Genomic DNA, 26,944 nt, shown 5'->3' with positions numbered 1-26,944 from the left:
CCGTCAGGACTTGCCGAACTCGCGCTGGATGATGTCGAACAACTCCTCCCGGCTCGCCGACTCCAACTCCTGCCCCCCGGCCGGCGCGGGCGCGACGGCGGCGGGTCGTCCCCGCCACCTGGCCACCAGGTCCTCCAGCCGGCCGATGACGGCGTCGTCGACCTGGTCGCCCGGCAGGCCGCCGAGGAGCTGGTCGAGGCGCTCGATCTCCGCCACGATCGGCAACGCCGGCTGTTCGGGCGCCAGTTCGGCCCGCAGGTGCCCGGCGAGCGCGTTCGGGGTGGGATGGTCGAAGACGAGGGTGGCGGGCAGCCCGATGCCCGTCTCGGCGGTCAGCCGGTTGCGCAGCTCGACCGCCGTGAGCGAGTCGAAGCCCAGTTCGAGGAAGCCACGGCTGGGCCTGATCGCGGCCGGCGTGGCGTGGCCGAGCACCGCCGCAGCGGTGCCGCGAACCAGGTCGAGCAGGATGCGGTCGCGCTCCGGCCCGGAGGCGGCGGCCAGCCGCTCGCGCAGCGCCGTCGCCGCGCCCCGGTCCTCGCGGGCCGGGGCGTCCTCGCCCTGCCCGGGCTGCGCTTCGGGGATTTCGGTGAACAGGCGGGACGGCCGCAACGCCGTGAACGACGGCACAAACCGATCCCACCGCACATCCGCCACCACCACCTGCGCCTCATCACCCTCCAACACCCCCTGCAACGCCGCCACCGCCAACTCCGGCACCATCCCCGGCAACCCACGCCGACTCAACTGCTCACCCGCCACCCCCACCGCCATACCCGCCTCAGCCCACGGCCCCCACGCCACCGACGTCCCCACCAACCCACGCCCACGCCGCGACACCACCAACCCATCCAAAAACGCATTCGCCGCCGCATACCCCACCTGACCCGCCGAACCCCACACCCCCGCAATCGACGAAAACACCACAAACGCATCCAAATCCAAACCAGCCGTCAACTCATCCAACACCACCGCACCACCAACCTTCGCCCGCAACACCTCCTCCACCTCACCCACACCCACCTCACCCAACGACGTCAACTGCGCCGCACCCGCCGCATGCACCACCGCCCGCAACCGCTCACCCGCACCCACCAAATCCCCCAACAACCCCGCCACCGCACCACGATCCGCCACATCACACGCCACCACCGACACCCGCACACCCAAACCCTCCAACCGCCCCACCAACTCCCCCACACCCGGCGCACCACCACCACGCCGACTCACCAACACCACATGCTCCGCACCCACACCCGCCGCCCACACCGCCACCCGCGCACCCAACGCCCCCGTACCACCCGTCACCAACACCGTCCCCGACAACGAAAAACCACCCGAACCAACACCCGCCACAGAACCCGCACGCACCAACCGCCGCACAAACACACCCGACGACCGCAACGCCACCTGATCCTCACCACCAGACGACGACAACACCCCACACAAACGACCCCACACACCCCCACCCAACAACCCCGGCAAATCCACCAAACCACCCCACCGCAACGGCACCTCCAAACCCACCACCCGACCCAAACCCCACACCGCAGCACCCGCGACATCGGCCAGCTCGTCGGATCCGCCGACCGACACCGCCCCACGCGTCAGCCACCACAGCCGGCCCGCCCCGCCGACGTCGGTCAGCGCCTGCGCCACGACCAGCGCCGTCGTCACCTCGACGGCCCCCGGCACCGCGGCCGGCTCCCGGGAATCGGCCGGCTCCCGGGGGTCGGCCAGCGACAGCAGCGACACCACGTCGGCGTCCCGGTCGTCGGAGCCCATCGCCTCCCGCAGCAGCCGCGCTACCCGGTCACGGTCAGCGCCGGCCGGGACCAGCACCGGTACCGCACGGTCGGCACGGGCCGCCAGCTCCACGGCCACCGGGTGGTCCTGCTGCCCGGGCGCCATCAGCAGCAGCCAGGTACCCGGCAGCGTCGCCGAGGCGGGCACGTCGGCCGTACGCCACGTCACCCGGTACCGCCAGGAGTCGACGGCGGCCCGCTGCTGCGTCGCCCGCCGCCACCGGGCGAGCTTCGGCAGCAGCGCCGTGGACGGCTCGTCCGCGCCCAGCTCGTCGTCCAGCACGCCGAGGTCACCGGACTCGACCGCCGCCCAGAACTGCTCGTCGGACGGGGCGGCGGCACCCGCGGCGGGCGAGGCGGGCCGGGGGTCCTCCAGCCAGTAGCGCTGCCGGTCGAAGGCGTACGTGGGCAGCTCCACCACGCGCGGCCGGGCGCCGGTCTGGCCGTGGTACGCCGTCCAGTCGACCGGTACGCCGGCTGCCCAGAGCTGCCCGACGGCGCTGGTGAGGGTGGTGACGTCGGACTGGTTGCGGCGCAGCGTGGCCACGTACCGGACGTCGTCGGCCGCCTCCGCCTCGGCGGCCATGGCGGTGAGGACCGCATCGGGGCCGACCTCCAGGAACGTGTCGACACCCTGCTCCCGCAGAGCCGCCACCCCGTCGGCGAACCGCACCGCCTGCCGCACGTGCCGCACCCAGTAGGCGGGATCGGTGATCTCCTCTGCCTCCGCCACCGCACCCGTCACGTTCGACACGACCGGCACCCGCGGCACCCGCCAGTCCAGCCCCGCCACCACCGACGCGAACTCATCCAACATCGGATCCATCAACCGCGAATGGAACGCGTGACTGACCGACAACTCCCTGACCCGCCAACCCCGCTCACGCGCCGCCGCCACCACCGAGGCGACCTCGTCGGCGGCACCCGACACCACCACCGACGCCGGCCCGTTCACCGCCGCCACGTCCACCCCGGCACCCGCAGCCTCGATGACCTCCCGCACCGCGATCTCGGGCGCACCGACCGCCGCCATGACGCCGCCGGCCGGCAGCGCCTGCATCAGACGGCCCCGCGCCGCCACCAACGTGCACGCATCAGCGAGAGACAACATCCCCGACACGTACGCCGCAGTCACCTCACCGATCGAATGACCCGCCAGGAAATCCGCCCGCACACCCCACGACGCCAACAACTCCCACAACGCCACCTCGACGGCGAACAAACCCGCCTGCGCGAACACCGTCTGATCCAGCAACGCGGCGTCAACCGAACCGGCGTCGGCGAACACCACCTCGCGCAGCGCACGCGGCAGACGCGGATCAATCTCCGCACACACCGCATCGAACGACGACGCGAACACCGGGAACACCTCATACAGCTCGCGGCCCATACCGGCGCGCTGCGAGCCCTGACCGGTGAACAACACCGCCCGACGACCTGCCGACACCACACCCGACACCGCCGACCGACCCTCGGCGACCGCCGACAGACCAGCGGCAAGCTCGTCCACCGACGAACCCCACACCACCGCACGGTGCTCCAACGCCGCCCGCGACGTCACCAACGACCACGACACATCCACCGGCGACAGACCACGACCACACACGAACGACGCCAACCGCCCCGCCTGACCCGCCAGAGCACGCTCCGAACGCCCCGACACCACCCACGGCACCGGCAAAGCCACGGAAGCGCCCCCGGCAGACGCCGGGGCAGACTCCGGCTCCGCCGCGACCTCGAGGTCGGCCTCGGACTCCGGCTGCTCCAAGATCACGTGCGCGTTCGTCCCCGAGATACCGAACGACGACACACCCGCACGACGCGCACGCCCCGCACCCGGCCACCGCCGGGACTCCGTCACCAGCTCCACCGCACCCGACGACCAGTCCACATGCGACGACGGCGCATCCACGTGCAGGGACGCCGGCACCACCCCATACCGCATCGCCAAGATCATCTTGATGATCCCCGCCACCCCCGCAGCCGCCTGCGTGTGACCGATGTTCGACTTCACCGACCCCAACAACAACGGCACATCCCGACCCTGCCCATACGTCGCCAACAACGCCTGCGCCTCGATCGGATCACCCAACGTCGTACCCGTACCGTGCGCCTCCACCACATCCACGTCGGACGTGGACAAACCAGCACTAGCGAGGGCCTGCCGGATCACCCGCTGCTGCGACGGACCGTTCGGCGCCGTCAAACCATTCGACGCACCATCCTGATTCACCGCCGTGCCCCGCACCACCGCCAGGATCCGACGGCCGTCACGCCGCGCGTCCGACAGCCGCTGCACCAGCAGCATGCCGACGCCCTCGGACCAGCCGGTGCCGTCGGCCGCGTCCGAGAAGGACTTGCACCGGCCGTCGGCGGACAGGCCGCCCTGGATGGAGAACTCGGCGAACGTGGCCGGTGAGGCCATCACGGTCACGCCGCCGGCCAGGGCGAGGTCGCACTCGCCGGACCGCAGCGCCTGCGCCGCGAGGTGCAGCGCGACGAGCGACGACGAACACGCCGTGTCCACCGTCACCGCCGGCCCCTCGAACCCGAACGAGTACGCCACCCGACCCGACAACACGCTGGTGGCGTTGCCGGTGAGCAGGTGTCCGCCGACCTCCTGGGCGCGACCCACCGAACCGCTGGCGTACCCCTGGAAGCTCGCGCCGGCGAAGACGCCGACGGCGCCGCCCCTCAGGCTGATGGGGTCGATGCCCGCCGACTCGACGGCCTCCCACGAGGTCTCCAGCAGCAGCCGCTGCTGCGGGTCCATGGCGAGGGCCTCGCGCGGCGAGATGCCGAAGAACTCGGCGTCGAACTCACCGGCGTCGTAGACGAAGCCACCCCTGCGGACGAAGGACGTGTCGGAGAGGCCGCCGTCGAGGAAGCCGTCCCAGCCCCGGTCGAGGGGGAACTCGGAGATGCCGTCGCCCCCGGCGCAGAGCAGTTGCCACAGTTCGTCCGGCGATCCGACGCCGCCCGGGAGGCGGCAGCCCATTCCGACGATCACGATCGGGTCGTCGTCCACGGCGGTGATCCGGCGCTCGGCCGGCGCGTCACCCGGTGCGCCGAGCACCGCCTCCCGGATGAAGGCGACGAGGGCGGCCGGCGTCGGGTGGTCGAAGACGAGGGTGGAGGGCAGGGCGAGGCCCGTCTCGGCGGTCAGCCGGTTGCGCAACTCGACCGCCGTGAGCGAGTCGAAGCCGAGGCGCTGGAACGCCCGGTCGGGGGCCACCGCCTCGACGGTGGCGTGCCCGAGCACCGAGGCGACCTGGGAGCGTACGAGGTCCAGGAGGGACGCCTCGACCTCCGTCGGCGTCAGGGCCGCCAGCCGCTGGCGGAGTACGGAGGCCTGATCGGTGGGAGCGGTTTCCGCGCGGGCCGCCGCTTCGATGGCCGACTGGGCTTCGGGGATTTCGGTGAACAGGCGGGACGGCCGCAACGCCGTGAACGACGGCACAAACCGATCCCACCGCACATCCGCCACCACCACCTGCGCCTCATCACCCTCCAACACCCCCTGCAACGCCGCCACCGCCAACTCCGGCACCATCCCCGGCAACCCACGCCGACTCAACTGCTCACCCGCCACCCCCACCGCCATACCCGCCTCAGCCCACGGCCCCCACGCCACCGACGTCCCCACCAACCCACGCCCACGCCGCGACACCACCAACCCATCCAAAAACGCATTCGCCGCCGCATACCCCACCTGACCCGCCGAACCCCACACCCCCGCAATCGACGAAAACACCACAAACGCATCCAAATCCAAACCAGCCGTCAACTCATCCAACACCACCGCACCACCAACCTTCGCCCGCAACACCTCCTCCACCTCACCCACACCCACCTCACCCAACGACGTCAACTGCGCCGCACCCGCCGCATGCACCACCGCCCGCAACCGCTCACCCGCACCCACCAAATCCCCCAACAACCCCGCCACCGCACCACGATCCGCCACATCACACGCCACCACCGACACCCGCACACCCAAACCCTCCAACCGCCCCACCAACTCCCCCACACCCGGCGCACCACCACCACGCCGACTCACCAACACCACATGCTCCGCACCCACACCCGCCGCCCACACCGCCACCCGCGCACCCAACGCCCCCGTACCACCCGTCACCAACACCGTCCCCGACAACGAAAAACCACCCGAACCAACACCCGCCACAGAACCCGCACGCACCAACCGCCGCACAAACACACCCGACGACCGCAACGCCACCTGATCCTCACCACCAGACGACGACAACACCCCACACAAACGACCCCACACACCCCCACCCAACAACCCCGGCAAATCCACCAAACCACCCCACCGCAACGGCACCTCCAAACCCACCACCCGACCCAAACCCCACACCGCAGCACCCGCGGTCAGGTCGGTCAGGGGCTCGGAGCCGTCCACGGAGACCGCTCCCCGGGTCAGCCACCACATCCGCCCCTGCACCTCGGTGACGGCCAGCGCCTGTGCCACGGCCAGCGCCTCCACGACGCCCGCGCCAGCCAGCGACAACAGCGAGATCAGTCCGGCGACCGGCTCCCGGTTCTCGGCCGCGCCGGCCAGTCGGCGCGCGATCTCGTCGCGCTCCAGCACGTCCAGCACCACCGGGACCATTTCGGCGCCCCGCTCCGCCAGCCCGGCCAGCAACGGGTGGTCCTCCTGGCCGGGGAGCATCAGCACCAACCAGGTGCCGGTCAGGTTCTCGTCCCCGGTCACGTCCTGGCGTCGCCACACCACCCGGTACCGCCAGGAATCCACGACCGACCGCTGCTGGGCGGCCCGCCGCCACTGCGCGAGCTTCGGCAGGACAGCGCTGAACGGCTCGTCCGCGCCGACGCCCAGTTCGCCGCCGACCAGGTCGGGGTCGCCGGACTCCACGGCCGCCCAGAACCGCCCGTCGAGGGCGTCGTCGTGCGCGTCCCGGCGGGCCGCGGGCGCGGCCTCCGGCCAGTACCAGGTGTGCTCGAAGGCATACGTGGGCAGGTCGACCACGCGCGGCCGGGCATCGGCCTGACCGTGGTACGCCGCCCAGTCCACCGGCACACCCGCCACCCACAACTGCCCCAGCGCAGACGTCAGCGCCCCGACCTCCGGCTGATCCCGCCGCGACACGGCAACACGCCGCACACCCGCGTCCCCGACGATCTCCGCCACCATCGCCGTCAACGTCGCATCCGGACCCACCTCCAGGAACGTGTCGACACCCTGCTCCCGCAGAGCCGCCACCCCGTCGGCGAACCGCACCGCCTGCCGCACGTGCCGCACCCAGTAGGCGGGATCGGTGATCTCTTCCGCCTCCGCCACAGCACCCGTCACGTTCGACACGACCGGCACCCGCGGCGACCGCCAGTCCAGCCCCGCCACCACCGACGCGAACTCGTCGAGCATCGGATCCATCAACCGCGAATGGAACGCGTGACTGACCGACAACTCCTTGACCCGCCAACCCCGCTCACGCGCCGCCCCCACCACCGACGCCACCTCGACGGCGGCACCCGACACCACCACCGACGCCGGCCCGTTCACCGCCGCCACGTCCACACCCACACCAGTCGACACGATCAGCTCGCCAACCGCGTCCTCGGCAGCACCGACCGCCGCCATCACCCCACCGGCCGGCAACGCCTGCATCAACCGACCCCGCGCCGCCACCAACACACACGCGTCAGCGAGGGAAAGCATCCCCGCCACGTACGCGGCCGTCACCTCACCGATCGAGTGACCCGCCAGGAAGTCGACCCGCACACCCCACGACGCCAACAACTCCCACAACGCCACCTCGACGGCGAACAACCCCGCCTGCGCGAACACGGTCTGGTCCACGAGCGCGGCCTCGTCCGTACCCGCCTGCGCGAACACCACCTCCCGCAGCGCACGCGGCAACAGGTCGTCGAACCGCGCGCACACCCCGTCGAACGCCTGCGCGAACACCGGGAACGCGTCGTACAGCTCGCGGCCCATACCAGCGCGCTGCGAACCCTGACCCGTGAACAACACCGCCCGACGACCCGCCGACACCACACCCGACACCGCCGACCGACCCTCGGCCACCGCCGACAGACCAGCCACCAACTCGTCCACGTCCGAGCCCCACACCACCGCACGGTGCTCCAACGCCGCCCGCGACGTCACCAACGACCACGACACATCCACCGGCGACAGACCACGACCACACACGAACGACGCCAACCGCCCCGCCTGACCCGCCAGAGCACGCTCCGAACGCCCCGACACCACCCACGGCACCGGCACCGCACTCCCGGACGACGCCGGGGCAGACTCCGGCTCCGCCGCGACCTCGAGGGCGGCCTCGGACTCCGGCTGCTCCAGGATCACGTGCGCGTTCGTCCCCGAGATACCGAACGACGAGACACCCGCACGACGCGCACGCCCCACGCCCGGCCACCGCCGGGACTCCGTCACCAGCTCCACCGCACCCGACGACCAGTCCACATGCGACGACGGCGCATCCACGTGCAGGGACGCCGGCACCACCCCGTACCGCATCGCCAAGATCATCTTGATGATCCCGGCCACCCCCGCAGCCGCCTGCGTGTGACCGATGTTCGACTTCACCGACCCCAACAACAACGGCACATCCCGACCCTGCCCATACGTCGCCAACAACGCCTGCGCCTCGATCGGATCACCCAACGTCGTACCCGTACCGTGCGCCTCCACCACATCCACGTCGGACGTCGACAAACCAGCACTAGCGAGGGCCTGCCGGATCACCCGCTGCTGCGACGGACCGTTCGGCGCCGTCAAACCGTTCGACGCACCATCCTGATTCACCGCCGTGCCCCGCACCACCGCCAGGATCCGACGGCCGTCACGCCCCGCGTCCGACAGCCGCTGCACGACGAGGACGCCCACGCCCTCGCCCCACGCGGTGCCGTCAGCCGACTCGGCGAAGGCCTTGCAGCGGCCGTCCGCCGACAGCCCGCCCTGGCGGGAGAACTCGATGAAGGCGCCCGGGGTGGCCATCACCGTCACGCCGCCGGCCAGGGCGAGGTCGCACTCGCCGGACCGCAGCGCCTGCGCCGCGAGGTGCAACGCCACCAGCGACGACGAACACGCCGTGTCCACCGTCACCGCCGGCCCCTCGAACCCGAACGAGTACGCCACCCGACCCGACAACACGCTCGCGGAGGCGCCGGTCGCGCCGTAGCCGGCGAGCGACTCCCCGGCTTCGCGTACGACGCTCTCGTAGTCCTGGCCGTTCGTGCCGGCGAACACCCCGACCCGGCTGCCGCGTAGCGCGAGGGGCTCGATCCGGGCGTCCTCGAACGCCTCCCAGGAGACCTCCAGCAGCAGCCGCTGCTGCGGGTCCATGGCGAGGGCCTCGCGCGGCGAGATGCCGAAGAACTCGGCGTCGAAGCCACCCGCGTCGGCCAGGAACGCGCCCCGCGAGACGTAGGAGTCGGTTCCGGCCAGCGAATCCAGGTCCCAGTGCCGGTTGGTCGGGAAGTCCGACATCGCGTCGACGCCGGCCGTCAACAGCTCCCAGAGCCTCTCCGGGGACTCCGCTCCGGCGGGAAAACGGCAGCCCATGCCGACGACGACGATCGGGTCGTCGCCCACGACGGAGCCGGCGACGGTGGCGGCGACCGGAAGGGCCTGCCCGCCGAGCAGTTCGGCGTGGATGTGCCCGGCCAGGGCCGCCGAGTTCGGATAGTCGAAGGCGAGCGTGGCGGGCAGCGCGAGCCCCGTCGCGGCGTCGAGTCGGTTGCGCAGCTCGACGGCCGCCAGCGACGTGAAGCCGAGGTCCTGGAACGCGCGCTCCGGTGCCACCCGCTCGGCGGACTCGTGGCCCAGCACGGCGGCGACCTCGGCGCGTACGAGCTCGCCCAGGACGCGCAGCTGCTCCGTACCGGACATCGACGACAGGCGCAGACGCAGGTCGGCCGCCGGCACGGGGGCGTCGACGGTCACCGTCGCGCCGGCCTCGGTCAGGAGGTCGTGGACCAGCGGGTGGGCGTGCCGACCGCCGGCCGCCGCCACCCGGGCCCAGTCGATGTCGGCCACCACGAGGTACGTCTCGTCGCGGTCCAACGCCCGGGTGAGCGCGCGTACGGCCGTCTCCGGCGCCATCGCACCGAACCCGGTGCGGCTCAGCCGCTGCTCGAAGTCGCCGGCGCTCACCCCGCCGTCGGCCCACAGGCCCCAGGCGAGCGAGGTTCCCGGCAGGCCCTCGGCGCGACGGCGCTGCGCCAGGGCGTCGAGGAAGGCGTTGCCCGGCGCGTACGTGGCCTGGCCGGCGGCACCCATGAGGCCGGCGAGCGAGGAGAAGAGAACGAACGCGGAGAGGTCCGCTCCCCGGGTCAGCTCGTCGAGGTTGCGCGCGGCGTCGACCTTCGCCCGCAGGGCGGTGGCCAGCTGGTCGACGCTCACGGCGTCGACGACGTTGTCGTCGAGGGCGGCGGCGGTGTGCACGACCGCACTCAGCGGCAGCTCGTCGGGGATCGAGTCGAGCAGCGCCGCGAGCGCGGCCCGGTCGGCCACGTCGCAGGAGGCGAGGGTGACACGGCTGCCGAGCGCGGCGAGTTCGGCGGCGAGGGCGGTCGCTCCCGGCGCCTCGCCACCCCGCCGGCTGACCAGCAGGAGGTGTTCGGCGCCTTCGGCGGCCAACGCGCGGGCGACGTGCCCGCCGAGGGCTCCGGTGCCGCCGGTGATCAGCACCGTGCCGCACGGCGTCCAGGAACCGCGGCGACCGGTGTCCCCGTACGCCGCCCGGACGAGCCGACGCGCGTGGGCGCCGTTGCCGCGCAGGGCGACCTCGTCCTCGCGGCCGGTGCCGGAGATCAGCGTCCGCAGCATGCGTACGGCGCCCTGTTCGGGCCGCTCGGGGAGGTCGACGAGCCCGCCCCAGCGGTGCGGGTGCTCGGCGCGCAGCACGGTGCCGAAGCCCCACGCCATGGCCTGCACGGGGTCGACGTGCCGGTCCCGGGAGCCGACGGCGACCGCGCCACGGGTGGCGATCCAGAGCCGGGCGGTGATCCCGGCGTCGCCGAGCGCCTGCGCGAGCGCGACCGTGCCGGCGAGCCCGGCCGGCACGGAGCCGGACCCGGCGTACGGCCGGTTGTCGAGGGCCAGGAGGGAGAGCACGGGCAGCGGGTTCCCGTCGTGGCCGGTCGACGCCTCGACGAGGTCGTGGGCGAGCCGCTTCCGGTCGCACGCGGCGTCGACCTCGACGATCCGCCCGCCGGCCGCGCCCAGGGCGGCCGCCCAGTCCGTCACGACCGCGTCGGCGTCGGCCGGCACCACGAGCAGGAAGTCGGACGCCTCGACGCGGGCGGGGTCGTCCGTGAGCGGCTGCCAGGCCACCCGGTAGCGCCAGGAGTCGAGGGCGGCCTCGGCGTCCCGGCGGCGTCGCCAGGTGGACAGCGCCGGCAGGACGTCGGCGAGCGGGGCGTCGGCGTCGACGGCCAGGCTCTCGGCGAGGGTCGTCAGGTCCTCCGCCTCGATCGCCCGCCAGAAGTCCTCGTCGGCGGCGGTACGCCGGGCGACGGGGGCGTGGTAGGAGCGCGTCCCGGCGTTGATCCAGTAGCGCCGGTGGTCGAAGGCGTACGTGGGCAGGTCGACCACGCGCGGCCGGGCACCGGTCTGACCGTGGTACGCCGCCCAGTCCACCGGCACACCCGCCACCCACAACTGCCCCAGCGCAGACGTCAGCGCCCCGACCTCCGGCTGATCCCGCCGCGACACGGCAACACGCCGCACACCCGCGTCCCCGACGATCTCCGCCACCATCGCCGTCAACGTCGCATCCGGACCCACCTCCAGGAACGTGTCGACACCCTGCTCCCGCAGAGCCGCCACCCCGTCGGCGAACCGCACCGCCTGCCGCACGTGCCGCACCCAGTAGGCGGGATCGGTGATCTCTTCCGCCTCCGCCACAGCACCCGTCACGTTCGACACGACCGGCACCCGCGGCGACCGCCAGTCCAGCCCCGCCACCACCGACGCGAACTCGTCGAGCATCGGATCCATCAACCGCGAATGGAACGCGTGACTGACCGACAACTCCTTGACCCGCCAACCCCGCTCACGCGCCGCCCCCACCACCGACGCCACCTCGACGGCGGCACCCGACACCACCACCGACGCCGGCCCGTTCACCGCCGCCACGTCCACACCCACACCAGTCGACACGATCAGCTCGCCAACCGCGTCCTCGGCAGCACCGACCGCCGCCATCACCCCACCGGCCGGCAACGCCTGCATCAACCGACCCCGCGCCGCCACCAACACACACGCGTCAGCGAGGGAAAGCATCCCCGCCACGTACGCGGCCGTCACCTCACCGATCGAGTGACCCGCCAGGAAGTCGACCCGCACACCCCACGACGCCAACAACTCCCACAACGCCACCTCGACGGCGAACAACCCCGCCTGCGCGAACACGGTCTGGTCCACGAGCGCGGCCTCGTCCGTACCCGCCTGCGCGAACACCACCTCCCGCAGCGCACGCGGCAACAGGTCGTCGAACCGCGCGCACACCCCGTCGAACGCCTGCGCGAACACCGGAAACACCTCATACAGCTCGCGGCCCATACCAGCGCGCTGCGAACCCTGACCCGTGAACAACACCGCCCGACGACCCGCCGACACCACACCCGACACCGCCGACCGACCCTCGGCCACCGCCGACAGACCAGCCACCAACTCGTCCACGTCCGAGCCCCACACCACCGCACGGTGCTCCAACGCCGCCCGCGACGTCACCAACGACCACGACACATCCGCCACCGCGAGACCGGACCGCTCCCGCACGAACGACGCCAACCGCCCCGCCTGACCCGCCAGAGCACGCTCCGAACGCCCCGACACCACCCACGGCACCGGCACGCCCACCGGCGCCGCGACGGACTCCGCCGCCGGCTCACCCGCCGGCAGCGCCGCCAGGCCCGGCTCGGGCTGCTCGATGATCACGTGCGCGTTCGTGCCGGAGATGCCGAACGACGACACACCCGCCCGCCGGGGGCGCCCCGCACCCGGCCACCGCCGGGACTCCGTCACCAGCTCCACCGCACCCGACGACCAGTCCACATGCGACGACGGCGCATCCACGTGCAGCGTCGCCGGCACCACCCCGTGCCGCATCGCCAAGATCATCTTGATGATCCCGGCCACCCCGGCAGCCGCCTGCGTGTGACCGATGTTCGACTTCACCGAGCCCAGCAGGAACGGCTCGTCGCGGTCCTGCCCGTACGTCGCCAGCAGTGCCTGCGCCTCGATCGGGTCGCCGAGCGTCGTGCCGGTGCCGTGCGCCTCCACCGCGTCGACGTCGGCGACGCCCAGCCGGGCGTTGGCGAGGGCCTGCCGGATCACCCGCTGCTGCGAGGGGCCGTTCGGCGCCGTCAAACCGTTCGACGCACCATCCTGATTCACCGCCGTACCTCGCACCACCGCGAGGATCCGACGGCCGTCACGCCGCGCGTCCGACAGCCGCTGCACCAGCAGCACGCCGACGCCCTCGGACCAGCCGGTGCCGTCCGCCGCGTCGGAGAACGACTTGCACCGGCCGTCGGGGGCCATGCCCCGCTGGCGGGAGAAGTCGATGAACGTCTCGGGCGTCGCCATCACGGTGACGCCGCCGGCCAGGGCGAGATCGCACTCACCGGACCGCAGCGCCTGCGCCGCGAGGTGCAGCGCGACGAGCGACGACGAACACGCCGTGTCCACCGTCACCGCCGGCCCCTCGAACCCGAAGGAGTACGCCACCCGGCCCGACAGCACGCTGCTGGCCGTGCCGACGCCGAGGTAGCCGTCGAGGGTCTCCGGCACGTCGGCCAGCCCGGCGGCGTGGTTGTGGTACATCATGCCGGCGAACACGCCGACGGGGCGGCCCCGCAGCGCGAGCGGATCGATCCGGGCGTCCTCGAGCGCCTCCCACGAGGTCTCCAGCAGCAGCCGCTGCTGCGGGTCCATGGCGAGGGCCTCGTGCGGCGAGATCTTGAACAGGTCGGCGTCGAAGTCGCCGGCGTCGGCCAGGAAGCCGCCCTCGCGGGCGTAGCTGCTGCCCCGGCGCGTGCCGGACGGGTCGTACAGGTCCTCGACGTCCCAGCCACGGTCGGCCGGGAAGCCGGTGATGCCGTCGCCACCCGAGACGAGGAGGTCCCACAGCTGCTCGGGGCTGCGTACGCCGCCGGGGTAGCGGCAGCTCATGCCGACGATCGCGATCGGCTCGTCGAGCGCCGCGACGGCGGCGACCGGGGTCGGCAGCGCGCCGGCGTCGGTCCCGGTCTCGGCGTCCAGGTGGTCGGCCAGGGCGAGCGGGGTCGGGTGGTCGAAGACCAGGGTCGCGGGCAGCCGCAGGCCGGTGACCGCGCCCAGCCGGTTGCGCAGCTCGACGGCGGTCAGCGAGTCGAAGCCCAGCTCGGTGAACGGGCGGGCGGCCTCGACGGCGGCGGCGTCGGCGTACCCCAGGACCGCCGCGACCTGGTCGAGGACGAGCCGCAACAGGGCCGCGGCGCGCTCCTCGCGGTCGAGCCCGGCGAGCCGTTCGGTCAGGGCGGCGGTCTCCGCCGGGCCGGACCGCGCGGCGCGGCGCCGGGGCGCCCGGACCAGGCCGCGCAGGACCGACGGCAGGGTGCCCGCCTCGGCCTGTGCGCGCAGCCCCGGCCCGTCCAGCACCATCGGCACCGTCGCGGGCAGGCCGGTGATCAGCGCGGCGTCGAAGAGGGCGAGACCGTCCGCCTCGGGGAGCGGGCGGACGCCCGCGCGGGCCAGCCGGTCGGTGTCGGCCCGGTCGAGGCCGGCGGTCATGCCGCCGCCCGACTCGACCCACGGGCCCCAGGCCAGGGAGTGCGCGGGGAGGCCCGCGGCCCGCCGCCGGTGGGCGAGCGCGTCCAGGAAGGCGTTGGCCGCCGCGTAGTTGGCCTGGCCGGGGCTGCCCGTGACACCCGCCGCCGACGAGTAGGTGACGAACAGGGCCAGCCCGCTGCCGGCGGTCAGCTCGTGCAGGTTCGCGGCGGCGTCCACCTTCGGCCGCAGCACGTCGGCGAGGGACTCGGCGGTCAGCGAAGTCAGGGTGCGGTCGGCCAGCACGCCGGCGGTGTGCACCACGCCGGTGAGCGGGTGCGCCGGATCGATCCGCTCCAGCAGCGCGGCGAGGGCGGCCCGGTCGGCGGCGTCGCACGCCTCGACCGTCGCGGTGGCGCCCAGGTCGGCGAGTTCGGCGAGCAGGTCGGCGGCGCCTTCGGCGTCGGCCCCGCGCCGGCTGGTCAGCACCAGGTGCCGGACCCCGTAGCGGGTGACCAGGTGGCGGGCGGTCAGCGCGCCGAGGGCACCGGTGCCGCCGGTGACCAGCACCGTGCCCTCCGGGTCGAGCGACGGCGCCGGCGCGTCGGGTTCCGGGGCGGCGACGAGGCGCGGCACGCGGACCACGCCGTCGCGCACCGCCGCCTGCGGCTCGTCGGTGCGGAGCAGGCCGGCGAGGGCGGCCGGCGAGTGCTCCCGGTCGTCGACGTCGACGACCAGGAAGCGGCCGGGGTGCTCGGCCTGCGCGGAGCGCAGCAGGCCCCACACGGCGGCGCCGGCCAGGTCGGTGACGTCCGCGTCGTCCACGGCGACGGCGCCGCTGGTGAGGACGACCAGCCGGGACCCGCCGGTGTGCCGCTCGGCGGCGAGCCAGCCCTGGAGTACGGCGAGGACCTCGGCGAGCAGGTCGTGGACCGGGCCGGGCCCGGTCGCGGCGGTGCCGGCCACCGGCAGCAGCACGACGTCGGGGACCCTGGCGGCGAACAGCGCGTCGAGGTCGGCGTGCCGGGCGACGGGCAGGCCGGCGGGCAGCGGCGCGTGACGGTCGCCGAGCACCGCCCAGGTCGTGCCGTCGGTGCTGCCGGGACCGCCGGCGTGCCGGGGCCAGTCGAGGCGGAACAGCGAGCGACGCCACGGGGACCCGCCGGAGGTGAGGTCCCCGGCCGGCAGGGGCCGCAGCACCAGGGCCCCGACCCGGGCGACCGGCGCCCCGGCGGCGTCGGCGACCAGCATGGCCACCGTGTCCGCTCCGGTGGGGGTCAGCCGTACCCGCAGCGTGGCGGCGCCGTGGGCGGACAGCGTCACGTCCGACCAGGCGAACGGCAGCCGGGCCTCGCCGGGGTCGACGATGCCGAGCCCGACCGCCTGAACGGCGGCGTCGAGCAGCGCCGGGTGCAGCCCGTACGCGCCGGCCTCGTCGGCCGCCGGCTCGGGCAGCGCCACCTCGGCGTACACGTCGGCGCCGACCCGCCAGGCGGCGCGCAGCCCCTGGAAGGCCGGGCCGTACGCGAACCCGGCCTGCGCCGCCCGTTCGGTCAGCTCCGACACGTCGAGGGCGGTGGCGCCGCTCGGCGGCCACTGCGCCAGCGTGCCGGTGTCCTCGCCCGGCTGCGGGGCGAGCAGACCGGTGGCGTGCCGCACCCACAGGTCATCGGTGCCGGAGCGGCGGGCGTGGACGGTGAGCTGCCACGATCCGCCGCCGGTACGCTCGGCGGCGACCTGCACGTCGACGCCGCCCGTCTCGGGCAGCACCAGGGGCGCCTGGAGGGTCAGTTCGGCGAGCCGGTCGGCGCCGACCTCCGCGCCGGCGCGCAACGCCAGCTCCACGAACCCGGTTCCGGGGAAGAGCACCACGTCGCGTACGGCGTGCTCGGCCAGCCAGGGCTGGGTCTCCACGGACAGCCGGCCGGTGAGCGTCACCTCGTCGCCGTCGGCCGAGCGGAACACCGCGCCGAGCAGCGGGTGGCCGGTCGGGGTCAGTCCGGCGGCGGTCACGTCGGCGGGCTGCGGCAGGGGCAGCAGCCAGTAGCGTTCGCGCTGGAACGCGTACGTCGGCAGGTCGACCGGGACGGGCGGGCCGTCGAACAGGGCCGCCCAGTCGACCGGCACGCCCCGCGCCCAGACGGTGGCCGCGGCGGCGAGGGCGGTCGCCGCCTCGTCGTGCTCGGCGCGCAGCATCGGGGCGCAGACCGCCTGGTCCGCGCCGACGATCTCCTGGGTGAGCGCGCACAGCACCCCACCCGGGCCCACCTCGACGTACGCGCCGACGCCCAGCTCGCGCAGGGTGGTCACGGCGGCGTCGAAGCGGACCGTGTCGCGGACGTTGCGCAGCCAGTACGCCGGGGAGCGCACCTCGTCGGGGTCGAGCACCGCGCCGGTCACGGTGGAGACCACGGGGATCCGGGGCGCGGCGAAGCTCAGCTGCCCGAGCACGTCGGCGAACGCGTCGAGCATCGGGTCCATGCGGGCGGAGTGGAACGCGTGGCTGACCCGCAGCCGCTTGGTGCTGCGGCCGAGGGCTTCGAAGTGTGCGGCGACCGCCAGTACGGCGTCCTCGTCGCCGGAGACGACGACGGACTCCGGGCCGTTGACGGCTGCCAGCCCGCCGCCGGCCGCCGCGCCGACGGTGGTCAGGTGTGCGCGTACCTCCGCCTCGGTGGCGCGGATCGACACCATCGCGCCGCCGGTGGGCAGCGCCTGCATCAGCGTGCCACGGGCGGCGACCAGGCGGGCGGCGTCGGGCAGCGACAGCACGCCGGCGACGTGCGCGGCGGCCACCTCGCCGACCGAGTGCCCGGCCACGAAGTCCGGCACGACACCCCAGGACTCGACGAGGCGGTAGGCCGCCACCTCGACGGCGAACAGTGCCGCCTGGGCGTACCCGGTGCGGTCGAGCACGTCGGCGGGGCCGTCGAGCACGGCGCGTACGGGCCGGTCGAGGTGCTGGTCCAGCTCGGCGCAGGCGGCGTCGAAGGCTTCGGCGAAGGCCGGGAACGCGGCGTACAACCGTTGGCCCATGCCGACCCGCTGGGCGCCCTGGCCGGTGCAGAGCACGGCGACCCGGGTGGGGCTGGCGACCCCGCGCCGCACGGACGCCGCCGGGACGCCGTCGGCCAGCGCGCCGAGCCCGGCGAGCAGCTCGTCCCGGTCGGCCCCGAGCACCACCGCCCGGTGTTCCAGGACGGACCGCCCGGTGGCCAGCGCCCGGCCCACGGCGGCCGGCGCGGCGTCGGGGTGCTCGGCGAGCCAGGAGCGCAGCCGGTCGGCCTGGGCGCCGAGCGCGGCGGCGCTGCGGGCGGAGACGACCCACGGCAGCGGGTCGGGCCCGGCGACCGCGTCGGTGCCGGCGGTCGGCTGCGGCGCGGGCGGGGCGGCCTCGACGATGACGTGGGCGTTGGTGCCGCTGACGCCGAACGAGGAGACGCCGGCCCGCATGGGCCGGGTGGCGCGCGGCCACGGGCGCGGCTCGCGGAGCAGGCTCACCGCCCCGGCCGACCAGTCGACGTGCGGGGACGGCTCGTCGACGTGCAGGGTCCGCGGCAGGACGCCGTGGCGCATCGCCATGACCATCTTGATCACACCGGCGACGCCGGCGGCGGCCTGGGTGTGCCCGAGGTTGGACTTGATGGAGCCGAGCCAGAGGGGCTGGTCGTCGGCCCGGTCCCGGCCGTACGTGGCGAGCAGCGCCTGCGCCTCGATGGGGTCGCCGAGGCGGGTGCCGGTGCCGTGGGCCTCCACCGCGTCCACGTCGGCCGGGGCGAGCCGGGCGTTGGCGAGGGCCTGGCGGATCACCCGCTGCTGCGACGGGCCGTGCGGCGCGGTGAGGCCGTTCGAGGCGCCGTCCTGGTTGACGGCGCTGCCGCGCACCACGGCGAGCACCGGGTGGCCGTTGCGCTGGGCGTCGGAGAGCCGTTCCAGCAGCAGCAGCCCGGCGCCCTCGCTCCAGCCGGTGCCGTCGGCGGTGGCGGCGAAGGACTTGCACCGCCCGTCCGGGGACAGGCCGCGCTGGCGGCTGAAGCCGACGAACGTGTCGGGGCTGGACATGACGGTGACGCCGCCGGCCAGCGCGAGCGTGCACTCGCCGGAGCGCAGCGCCTGCACGGCGAGGTGCATCGCCACCAGCGAGGACGAGCAGGCGGTGTCGACGGTGACCGCCGGGCCCTCGAACCCGAAGGTGTACGCGATCCGGCCGGAGACGACGCTGCCGTGGTTGCCGGTGCCGACGAACGCCTCGACCTCCTCGGGCACGCCGTTGAGACGGGAGACGTAGTCGTGGTACATGACGCCGGTGAAGACGCCGGTGCGGCTGCCCTTGAGCGAGTCGGCGGCGATGCCGGCCCGTTCGACGGCCTCCCAGGCGACCTCCAGCAGCAGGCGCTGCTGCGGGTCCATGGCCAGCGCCTCGCGCGGCGAGATGCCGAAGAACCCGCCGTCGAACTCGCCGGCGTCGTGCAGGAAGCCGCCCTCGCGGGTGTACGACTTGCCGTGCGCGTCCGGGTCGGGGTCGTAGAGGTTCTCCACGTCCCAGCCCCGGTCCGCGGGGAACGGCGTGACGGCGTCGACGCCGGACTCGACCAGTCGCCACAGCGCCTCGGGGGTCCGCACCCCGCCCGGGTAGCGGCAGCCCATCCCCACGATCGCGATCGGCTCGTGGTTCTGCTCGTCGACGGCCCTCAGGCGTTCGCTGGTCTCGTGCAGGTCAGCGGTGACGCGCTTGAGGTACTCGCGGAGCTTGGCTTCGTTCGCCATCGGGTTGATCACCTGTCGCTAAGGGGCAAGCGGCGGACTCGTGGTCAGGATCGGCCGAACTTCTGGTCGATGAAGTCGAACAGCTCGTCGTCCGAGGCCTCGTCGAGGGCCTGGCTGACGTCGGCCGGCCGGTCGGTGGCGTCGCTCCACCTGGTTACCAGCGCCCGGAGGCGGACCGCCACGGCCGTCCGCGTCTCGTCGTCGCCGGCCAGTCGTTCCAGTTCCTCCGGCCCGGTCGCGGCGAACGCGGCCTCCAGCCGGTCCAGCTCGGCCAGCAGGCCCGCTTCGGGTGCCGGCGGGGCGGCGTCGACCAGCAGGAAGTCGGCGAGGGCGGCGGGCGTGGGGCAGTCGAAGATGAGGCTCGCCGGCAGCCGGATCCCGGTGAGGGTGGTCAGCCGGTTGCGCAGCTCCACGGCGGTCAGCGAGTCGAAGCCGAGTCCGGTGAACGTCTGCCCGGACGGCACGACGGTGGCCGGCGGGTAGCCGAGCACCTCGATGACCTGCGCCTTGACCAGGTCCTCCACCAGCCGGCCGCGCTCGGCCTCGGGCGTGGCCGCGAGGCGCTGCGCGAAGGACGGCCCGCCGTCGCCGCCGCCGAGGACGCGCCGCCGGGCCCGGACGAGGCCACGCAGCGGCGCCGGGAGCTGCCCGGCGTCGGCCTGCCGGCGCAGCGCGGCGGGGTCGAGCAGCGCCGGCACCAGGTGGGGGCGTCCGCCGCGCAGGCTGGCGTCGAAGAGGCGCAGGGCCTGCTCGGTGTCGAGCGGGCTGAGGCCGTTGCGGCTCATCCGTTGCCGCTGGGCGGCGTCGAGGGCGCCGGTCATCCCGCTGTCGGCGGCCCAGAGGCCCCAGGCCAGGGAGGTGGCGGCGAGGCCCGCGGCGTGCCGGTGGTGGGCGAGGCCGTCCAGGAACGCGTTCGCGGCGGCGTAGTTGCCCTGCCCGGGGCCGCCGAGCACGCCGGCGACCGACGAGAAGAGGACGAACGTCGACAGGTTCCGCCCCCGGGTCAGCTCGTGCAGGTGCCAGGCCGCGTCGGCCTTGGCGGACAGCACGGCGGACATCCGCTCCGGGGTCAGCGCCGAGATCACCGCGTCGTCGAGGACGCCAGCGGCGTGGACCACGCCGGTGAGCGGGTGTTCGGCGGGGATCGCGGCCAGCAGCGCGGCGAGGAGGTCCCGGTCCGCCACGTCGCCGGCCACCAGCCGGGCGTTCGCGCCCAGCCCGGCCAGCTCGGTCAGCAGTTCCGCACCGCCCGGGGCGTCCGCCCCGCGCCGGCTGACCAGCAGCAGGTGGCGCACCTTGTGCGCGGTGACCAGGTGCCGGGCCAGCAGGCCGCCGAGGGCGCCCGTGGCGCCGGTCACCAGGACCGTCCCGTCGGGGTCGAGGTCGGCGCCCAGCGCCGCGTCGAGGGCGGCGGGCGTGAGCCGGGGCGCCAGCACCGCGTCGGCGCGGACCGCGAGCTGGGGTTCGCCGGTGGCGACCGCCCGGGCCACCAGGTCCACCGTGCCGGCCTGCGGTCGCCCCGCCCCGTCGAGGTCGACGAGCACGAGACGGTCGGGGTGCTCGGCCTGGGCCGAGCGCAGCAGGCCCCAGACCGCCGCGCCGGGCAGGTCGACCGCGCGGCCGGTGTCGCCGGCGGGCACGGCCCCGCGGGTCAGCACGACCAGCCGCCGCTGCGCCAGCCGGTCGTCGGCGAGCCAGCCCTGCACGGCGGTCAGCACGGCGGCGAGCCGGGCGCGGGTCGCGGCGGGGACCGGGGCGCGCTCGTCGTCGGCGTACGCGGCGAGCAGCACCAACTCCTGGTCGAGCAGGCCGACGTCGACCGCCTCGGCCAGCGCGGTGAGCCCGTAGCTGGGAAGTCCGGACAGGTCGGACGGGGCGTCGCCGAGGAGCACCGCGTCGCCGGTCACCGGGGCGCCCGCCGGCACGCTCTGCCAGACGACGTCGTAGAGCGCGTCGACGGCCGCGCCGGCGCCGCGTACCTGGTCGGCGGTCACGGGACGGGAGACCAGGGAGGCGATGCGGGCGACGAGGGTGCCGGCCGGGTCGGTCAGGGTCAGGGTGACCCCGCCGCCGCTGCGCCGGGCGCGGACCCGCAGTGCCGTCGCGCCGACCGCCGCGAGGGTGACGCCGGTCCAGGCGAAGGGCAGGCGTACGCCCGAGGCCTCCCCGTCGGCGTCGAGCAGGCCGACGACGTGCAGGGCCGCGTCCAGCAGCGCGGGGTGGATGCCGAAGCCGGTGACCTCGGCGCCGTCGGGCACCGCCACCTCGGCGCACACCTCGTCGTCGGTACGCCAGACGGCGCGCAGGCCGCGGAAGAGCGGGCCGTACTCGACGCCCAGGCGGGACAGCTCGGTGTAGATCCCGTCGACCGCGACGACGGCGGCGGCGGTGGGCGGCCACGGCGACGGGTCGGACCCGTCGGGCTGCGGTACGACGGGTGAGAGGACGCCCACCGCGTGGCGGTCCCACTCGGCGTCCGGGTCGGCGGCGGCCCGGGAGTGGATGGTGACGGGCCGGCGACCCTCCTCGTCCGCCGCGCCCAGCTTCACCTGCACCGCGCGGGCACCCTGTTCGGCGAGCGCCAGCGGAGCCTGGAGGGTCAGCTCGTCGAGGGTGTCGCAGCCGACCTGCGCGCCCGCGTGCAGGACCATTTCGACCAGGGCGGCGCCGGGCACCACGACCGAGTCCCAGACGACGTGTTCGGCGAGCCACGGGTGCGTACGCACGGAGAGTTCGGTGCCGAAGACCCGTACGTCGTCGTCGGCCACGCGTACGGCGGCGCCGAGCAGCGCGTGGTCGACGGGGCGGACGCCCAGCCCGGGCGCGCCCGCGTCGCCGGTGGTGGCGTTGAGCCAGTAGCGCTGGTGGTCGAAGGCGTACGTGGGCAGGGCGACGGTGCCGGGCCGCGCGCCGGCAGCGGTGAGGTACCCGGCCCAGTCGACGTGGCCGCCGGTGACGTACCGCTCGGCGAGGGCGGTGCGCAGGGTGTCGGCCTCGGGGTGGCCGGCGCGCAGCGTGGCGGTGAACCGGACGTCGCCGGTCTCCTCGACGCAGTCCTGCGCCATCGCGGTGAGCACGGCGTCGGGGCCGACCTCCAGGAAGTGCGTCACGTCCTGCTGGTGCAGGGTGCGTACGGCGTCGGCGAACCGCACGGGCTGCCGCACGTGCCGCACCCAGTAGGCGGGATCGGTGATCTCCTCCGCCTCCGCCACCGCGCCCGTCACGTTCGACACGACCGGCACCCGCGGCACCCGCCAGTCCAGCCCCGCCACCACCGACGCGAACTCGTCCAACATCGGATCCATCAACCGCGAATGGAACGCGTGACTGACCGACAACTCCTTGACCCGCCAACCCCGCTCACGCGCCGCCGCCACCACCGAGGCGACCTCGTCGGCGGCACCCGACACCACCACCGACGCCGGCCCGTTAACCGCCGCCACGTCCACCCCGGCACCCGCAGCCTCGATAACCCCCCGCACATCGGCCTCGGCCGCGCCGACCGCCGCCATCACGCCACCAGCCGGCAACGCCTGCATCAACCGACCCCGCGCCGCCACCAACGTGCACGCATCAGCGAGAGACAACATCCCCGCCACATACGCGGCCGTCACCTCACCGATCGAATGACCCGCCAGGAAATCCGCCCGCACACCCCACGACGCCAACAACTCCCACAACGCCACCTCGACGGCGAACAAACCCGCCTGCGCAAACACGGTCTGATCCACCAGGCCGGCGTCGGCACCGCCCGCCTCCGCGAACACCACCTCCCGCAACCCGCGCGGCAACAGGCCATCAAACTGGGCGCACACCGCATCGAAAGACGACGCGAACACCGGGAACACCTCGTACAGCTCGCGGCCCATACCGGCGCGCTGCGAACCCTGACCCGTGAACAACACCGCCCGACGACCCGCCGACACCACACCCGACACCGCCGACCGACCCTCGGCCACCGCCGACAGACCAGCGGCAAGCTCGTCCACCGACGAACCCCACACCACCGCACGGTGCTCCAACGCCGCCCGCGTCGTCACCAACGACCACGACACATCCACCGGCGACAGACCACGACCACGCACGAACGACGCCAACCGCGCCGCCTGACCCGCCAGAGCACGCTCCGAGCGCCCCGACACCACCCACGGCACCGGCGACCCCGGGGGGCCCGCCGCCGGTTCCGCCTCGATCCCGGGATCGGTCCCGGGTTCCGGCTGCTCCAGGATCACGTGCGCGTTCGTGCCGGAGATGCCGAACGACGACACGCCCGCCCGCCGGGGACGCTCCACCGTTGGCCACTCACGCGTCCGCGTCACCAGTTCCACGGCACCGGACGCCCAGTCCACGTGCGACGACGGCGCGTCCACGTGCAGCGTCGCCGGCACCACACCCGCCCGCATCGCCGAGATCATCTTGATGATCCCGGCCACCCCGGCAGCCGCCTGCGTGTGACCGATGTTCGACTTCACCGACCCCAACAACAACGGCACATCCCGACCCTGCCCATACGTCGCCAGCAGAGCCTGGGCCTCGATCGGGTCGCCCAGCGTCGTGCCGGTACCGTGCGCCTCCACCACGTCGACGTCCCCGACACCCAGCCCGGCATTCGCGAGGGCCTGCCGGATCACCCGCTGCTGCGACGGACCGTTCGGCGCCGTCAAACCATTCGACGCACCATCCTGATTCACCGCCGTGCCCCGCACCACCGCCAGGATCCGACGGCCGTCACGCCGCGCGTCCGACAGCCGCTGCACCAGCAGCACGCCCACTCCCTCGGCGAGCGCCGTGCCGTCCGCCGCGTCGGCGAACGCCCGGCAGCGGGCCACCGGGGACAGGTTGCCCTGCCGGGTGAAGTCGACGAACACCGCCGGGGTGGGCATCACCGTCACGCCGCCGGCCAGCGCGAGGTCACACTCCCCGGACCGCAGCGCCTGCACCGCCAGGTGCAACGCCACCAGCGACGACGAACACGCCGTGTCCACCGTCACCGCCGGCCCCTCGAACCCGAACGAGTACGCCACCCGGCCCGAGGCGATGCTGCCCGCGTTGCCGAGGCCCAGGTAGTCCTCCACGCCCGCCGGCGGCGTCTCCGGCGGGTGGGCGTACCCGCTGTGGGTCATGCCGGCGAAGACCCCGACCCGGGCGCCCTTCAGGCTGGTGGGGTCGATGCCCGCCGACTCGACGGCCTCCCAGGAGGTCTCCAGCAGCAGCCGCTGCTGCGGGTCCATGGCGAGGGCCTCGCGCGGCGATACCCCGAACAGTCGGGGGTCGAACTCGGCGGCGTCGGGCACGAAGCCGCCCTCGCGTACGGAGGAGGTGCCCGGTCGGGAGCGCTCCGGGTCGTAGAGCGCGTCCAGGTCCCAGCCACGGTCGGTGGGGAAGGAGGCGATGGCGTCGCCGCCGGCCGCGACGAGGTCCCACAGCTCCTCGGCCGTGCGTACCCCGCCCGGGAACCGGCAGCCCGTACCGACGATCGCGATCGGCTGTTGAGCCTCGGCCTCGACGTCCCGGAGCCGTTGCCGGGTCCGCCGCAGGTCGGCGGTGACTCTCTTCAGGTACTCCCGGAGCTTCTCTTCGGTGTCCATCAACCCAGCCCATCGCGATTCACGGCGGAGACTCGACGTAAGCGACGGTACGAATGCGCAGAAGTCTCAGGCGACACCTGTATCTGTCGTTCGGCTCGCTCGGCCGAGAGCCACGCAGATCCCCATCTGCGGGGAGAAGTTATTGCGTCCGCGCGAGCGCGGACAACCCCTAACCAGGCAACCGACCAGCTAGGGGTGTCCGGTCCCGACCCGTCGCACTAGCGTCGCCTCGACCGGGTCCGCGCCGATCCGGTCGGAACCGCAGCCGCCGGAAGGACCGCCAGAGGATGACCACGCCAGATACCGACAACGGATTGTGGGTGCGACGTTTCCACCCGGCTCCGGGCGGCGCCCGGCGGTTGGTGTGCCTGCCGCACGCCGGCGGCTCGGCCAGCTTCTACTTTCCCGTCTCCCGCAGCCTCTCCCCCGGCGTCGAGGTGCTGTCGATCCAGTACCCGGGCCGGCAGGACCGCCGCCACGAGAAGTGCATCGGTGACATCCACGAGCTCGCGCGTGAGGTGTTTACCGTGCTGCGGCCGTGGATGGACGAGCCGGTGGCCATCTTCGGGCACAGCATGGGGGCCAGCGTCGGCTTCGAGCTCGCCCGGCTGATCGAGCAGGACGGCGGTTCGGCCGCGCACCTGTTCGCGTCCGGGCGCCGCGCGCCGTCGCAGCCTCGGCACGAGACGGTGCACCAGCTCGACGACGAGGGCCTGCTGGCCGACGTACGGAAGCTGAGCGGCACCAACTCCGCCGTCCTCGGGGACCCGGAGATGCTGCGGGCCGCGTTGCCGGCGATCCGCAGCGACTACCGGGCCGCGGAGACCTACACCTACCGGCCGGGTCCGCCGCTGAGCTGCCCGATCACCGTCTTCACCGGCGACGACGACCCGAAGACGACGGTCGAGGAGGCCCGGGCCTGGTCGACCCACACCACGGGTCCGTTCGACCTGAAGGTCTACCCGGGCGGGCACTTCTTCCTGGCCGAGCACCAGCCGGCGGTCCTGCGGGCCATCTCGACGGCCCTGAGCACGGCGCCGGCAGTCTGAATCCGAACGGACGAGGGGCCCGTCCACCGGTGTCACGACCGGTCGGCGGGCCCCTCGTCCGTGCGGGGCGTCATCGCTTGTGGCCGACCGCGATCACGTAGTCGAGCTGCGCCAGCTCGCGCTTCATGAGGTCCTGGTTCTTCCAGTGCGCGGCCATGCTCTTGCGGACGGCGGGCTTGACGACGGCGCGGAACTCCGGGTCCTCGGTCCGTCCGGCCATGTACGCCCGCCAGCCCTCCCAGGTGCGCTCCTTGATCGAGTGCACCTCCGGGTTGGCGAAGCCGGCCTCGACGAGTTCCTGCCGGTACGTGTCCCGGTCGTGCCAGTTCTCCTTGGGGATGCTGAACTTGACGAAGCTCAGCGGGCCGGACTGGATGGCCGCGCGGACCACGTCGCCACTGACCGGGATGATGTCGGCCGTGGCCAGTACGCCGCCCGGGCGCAGCACCCGCAGCGCCTCGGCGAAGAACGCACTGCGCGGGTAGAAGTGGAAGGCGGACTCCAGGGCGACGACCCGGTCGAAGGTGTTGTCCTCGAAGGGCAGTTCGGTGGCGCTGCCCAGCCGGAAGTCGGTCCGGTCGGCGAGGCCCTCCTCCTGCGCCCGGCGCTGCGCCGCCTCGACGTGGTGCGGGGTGATGTTCAGGCCGTACACCTTGGCGACCTGGCGTTCGCGCAGCCACTTGAAGTCCTGGTCGGCGTAGCCGAAGCCGACGTCGAGGACGGTGTCGTCGGGCTTGAACCCGGCGGCGTCGGCCAGCTTGTCGGCCAGCGCCTCGGCGGCCGTGTCGAGGTCGGTGACCCCCTCGGACCAGTAGCCCACGTTCATGTAGTGGGTGCGGCGGGCGGCGAACTCGACGTCGGGCGACTGGATCTCGTAGAAGCGCCGGACCCGGGTGATGGGGTCGGCGGTGAAGACCGTGCGGATCGCCCGGCCGGCGATCTTCAGGTTCTCGAACATGTGGGTTCCTTCCG

4 protein-coding genes are annotated in these 26,944 nt (G+C 73.7%); 1 reads left to right on the top strand and 3 read right to left on the bottom strand.

What is annotated here, in order from left to right; genetic code table 11:
• Window positions 1-3: 3 nt before the first annotated feature.
• Window positions 4-19,335 (bottom strand): type I polyketide synthase, encoded by a 19,332-nt coding sequence (locus CLT72_RS03090; protein WP_101414907.1) that lies wholly within the window; start codon window positions 19,333-19,335, stop codon window positions 4-6.
• A 44-nt stretch (window positions 19,336-19,379) separates the two neighbouring features.
• Entirely contained in the window at window positions 19,380-24,926 is a 5,547-nt protein-coding gene (locus CLT72_RS03085; protein ID WP_101409420.1) for a type I polyketide synthase, read from the bottom strand.
• A 284-nt stretch (window positions 24,927-25,210) separates the two neighbouring features.
• On the opposite strand from CLT72_RS03085, the gene CLT72_RS03080 reads away from it, so the two are divergent.
• Window positions 25,211-25,972 (top strand): thioesterase II family protein, encoded by a 762-nt coding sequence (locus CLT72_RS03080; RefSeq protein WP_101409419.1) that lies wholly within the window; start codon window positions 25,211-25,213, stop codon window positions 25,970-25,972.
• A 70-nt stretch (window positions 25,973-26,042) separates the two neighbouring features.
• On the opposite strand, the gene CLT72_RS03075 is transcribed toward CLT72_RS03080, so the two are convergent.
• Window positions 26,043-26,930 carry a class I SAM-dependent methyltransferase gene (locus CLT72_RS03075; protein WP_101409418.1) on the bottom strand — a complete coding sequence of 296 codons (888 nt, stop codon included), beginning with the start codon at window positions 26,928-26,930 and terminating at the stop codon, window positions 26,043-26,045.
• Between the last annotated feature and the right edge of the window lie 14 nt (window positions 26,931-26,944).

The sequence above is a fragment of the Micromonospora sp. CNZ309 genome (assembly GCF_002846525.1).
Note: the sequence above shows the minus strand (reverse complement) of the source record. Positions and strands in the feature narration are given on the sequence as shown.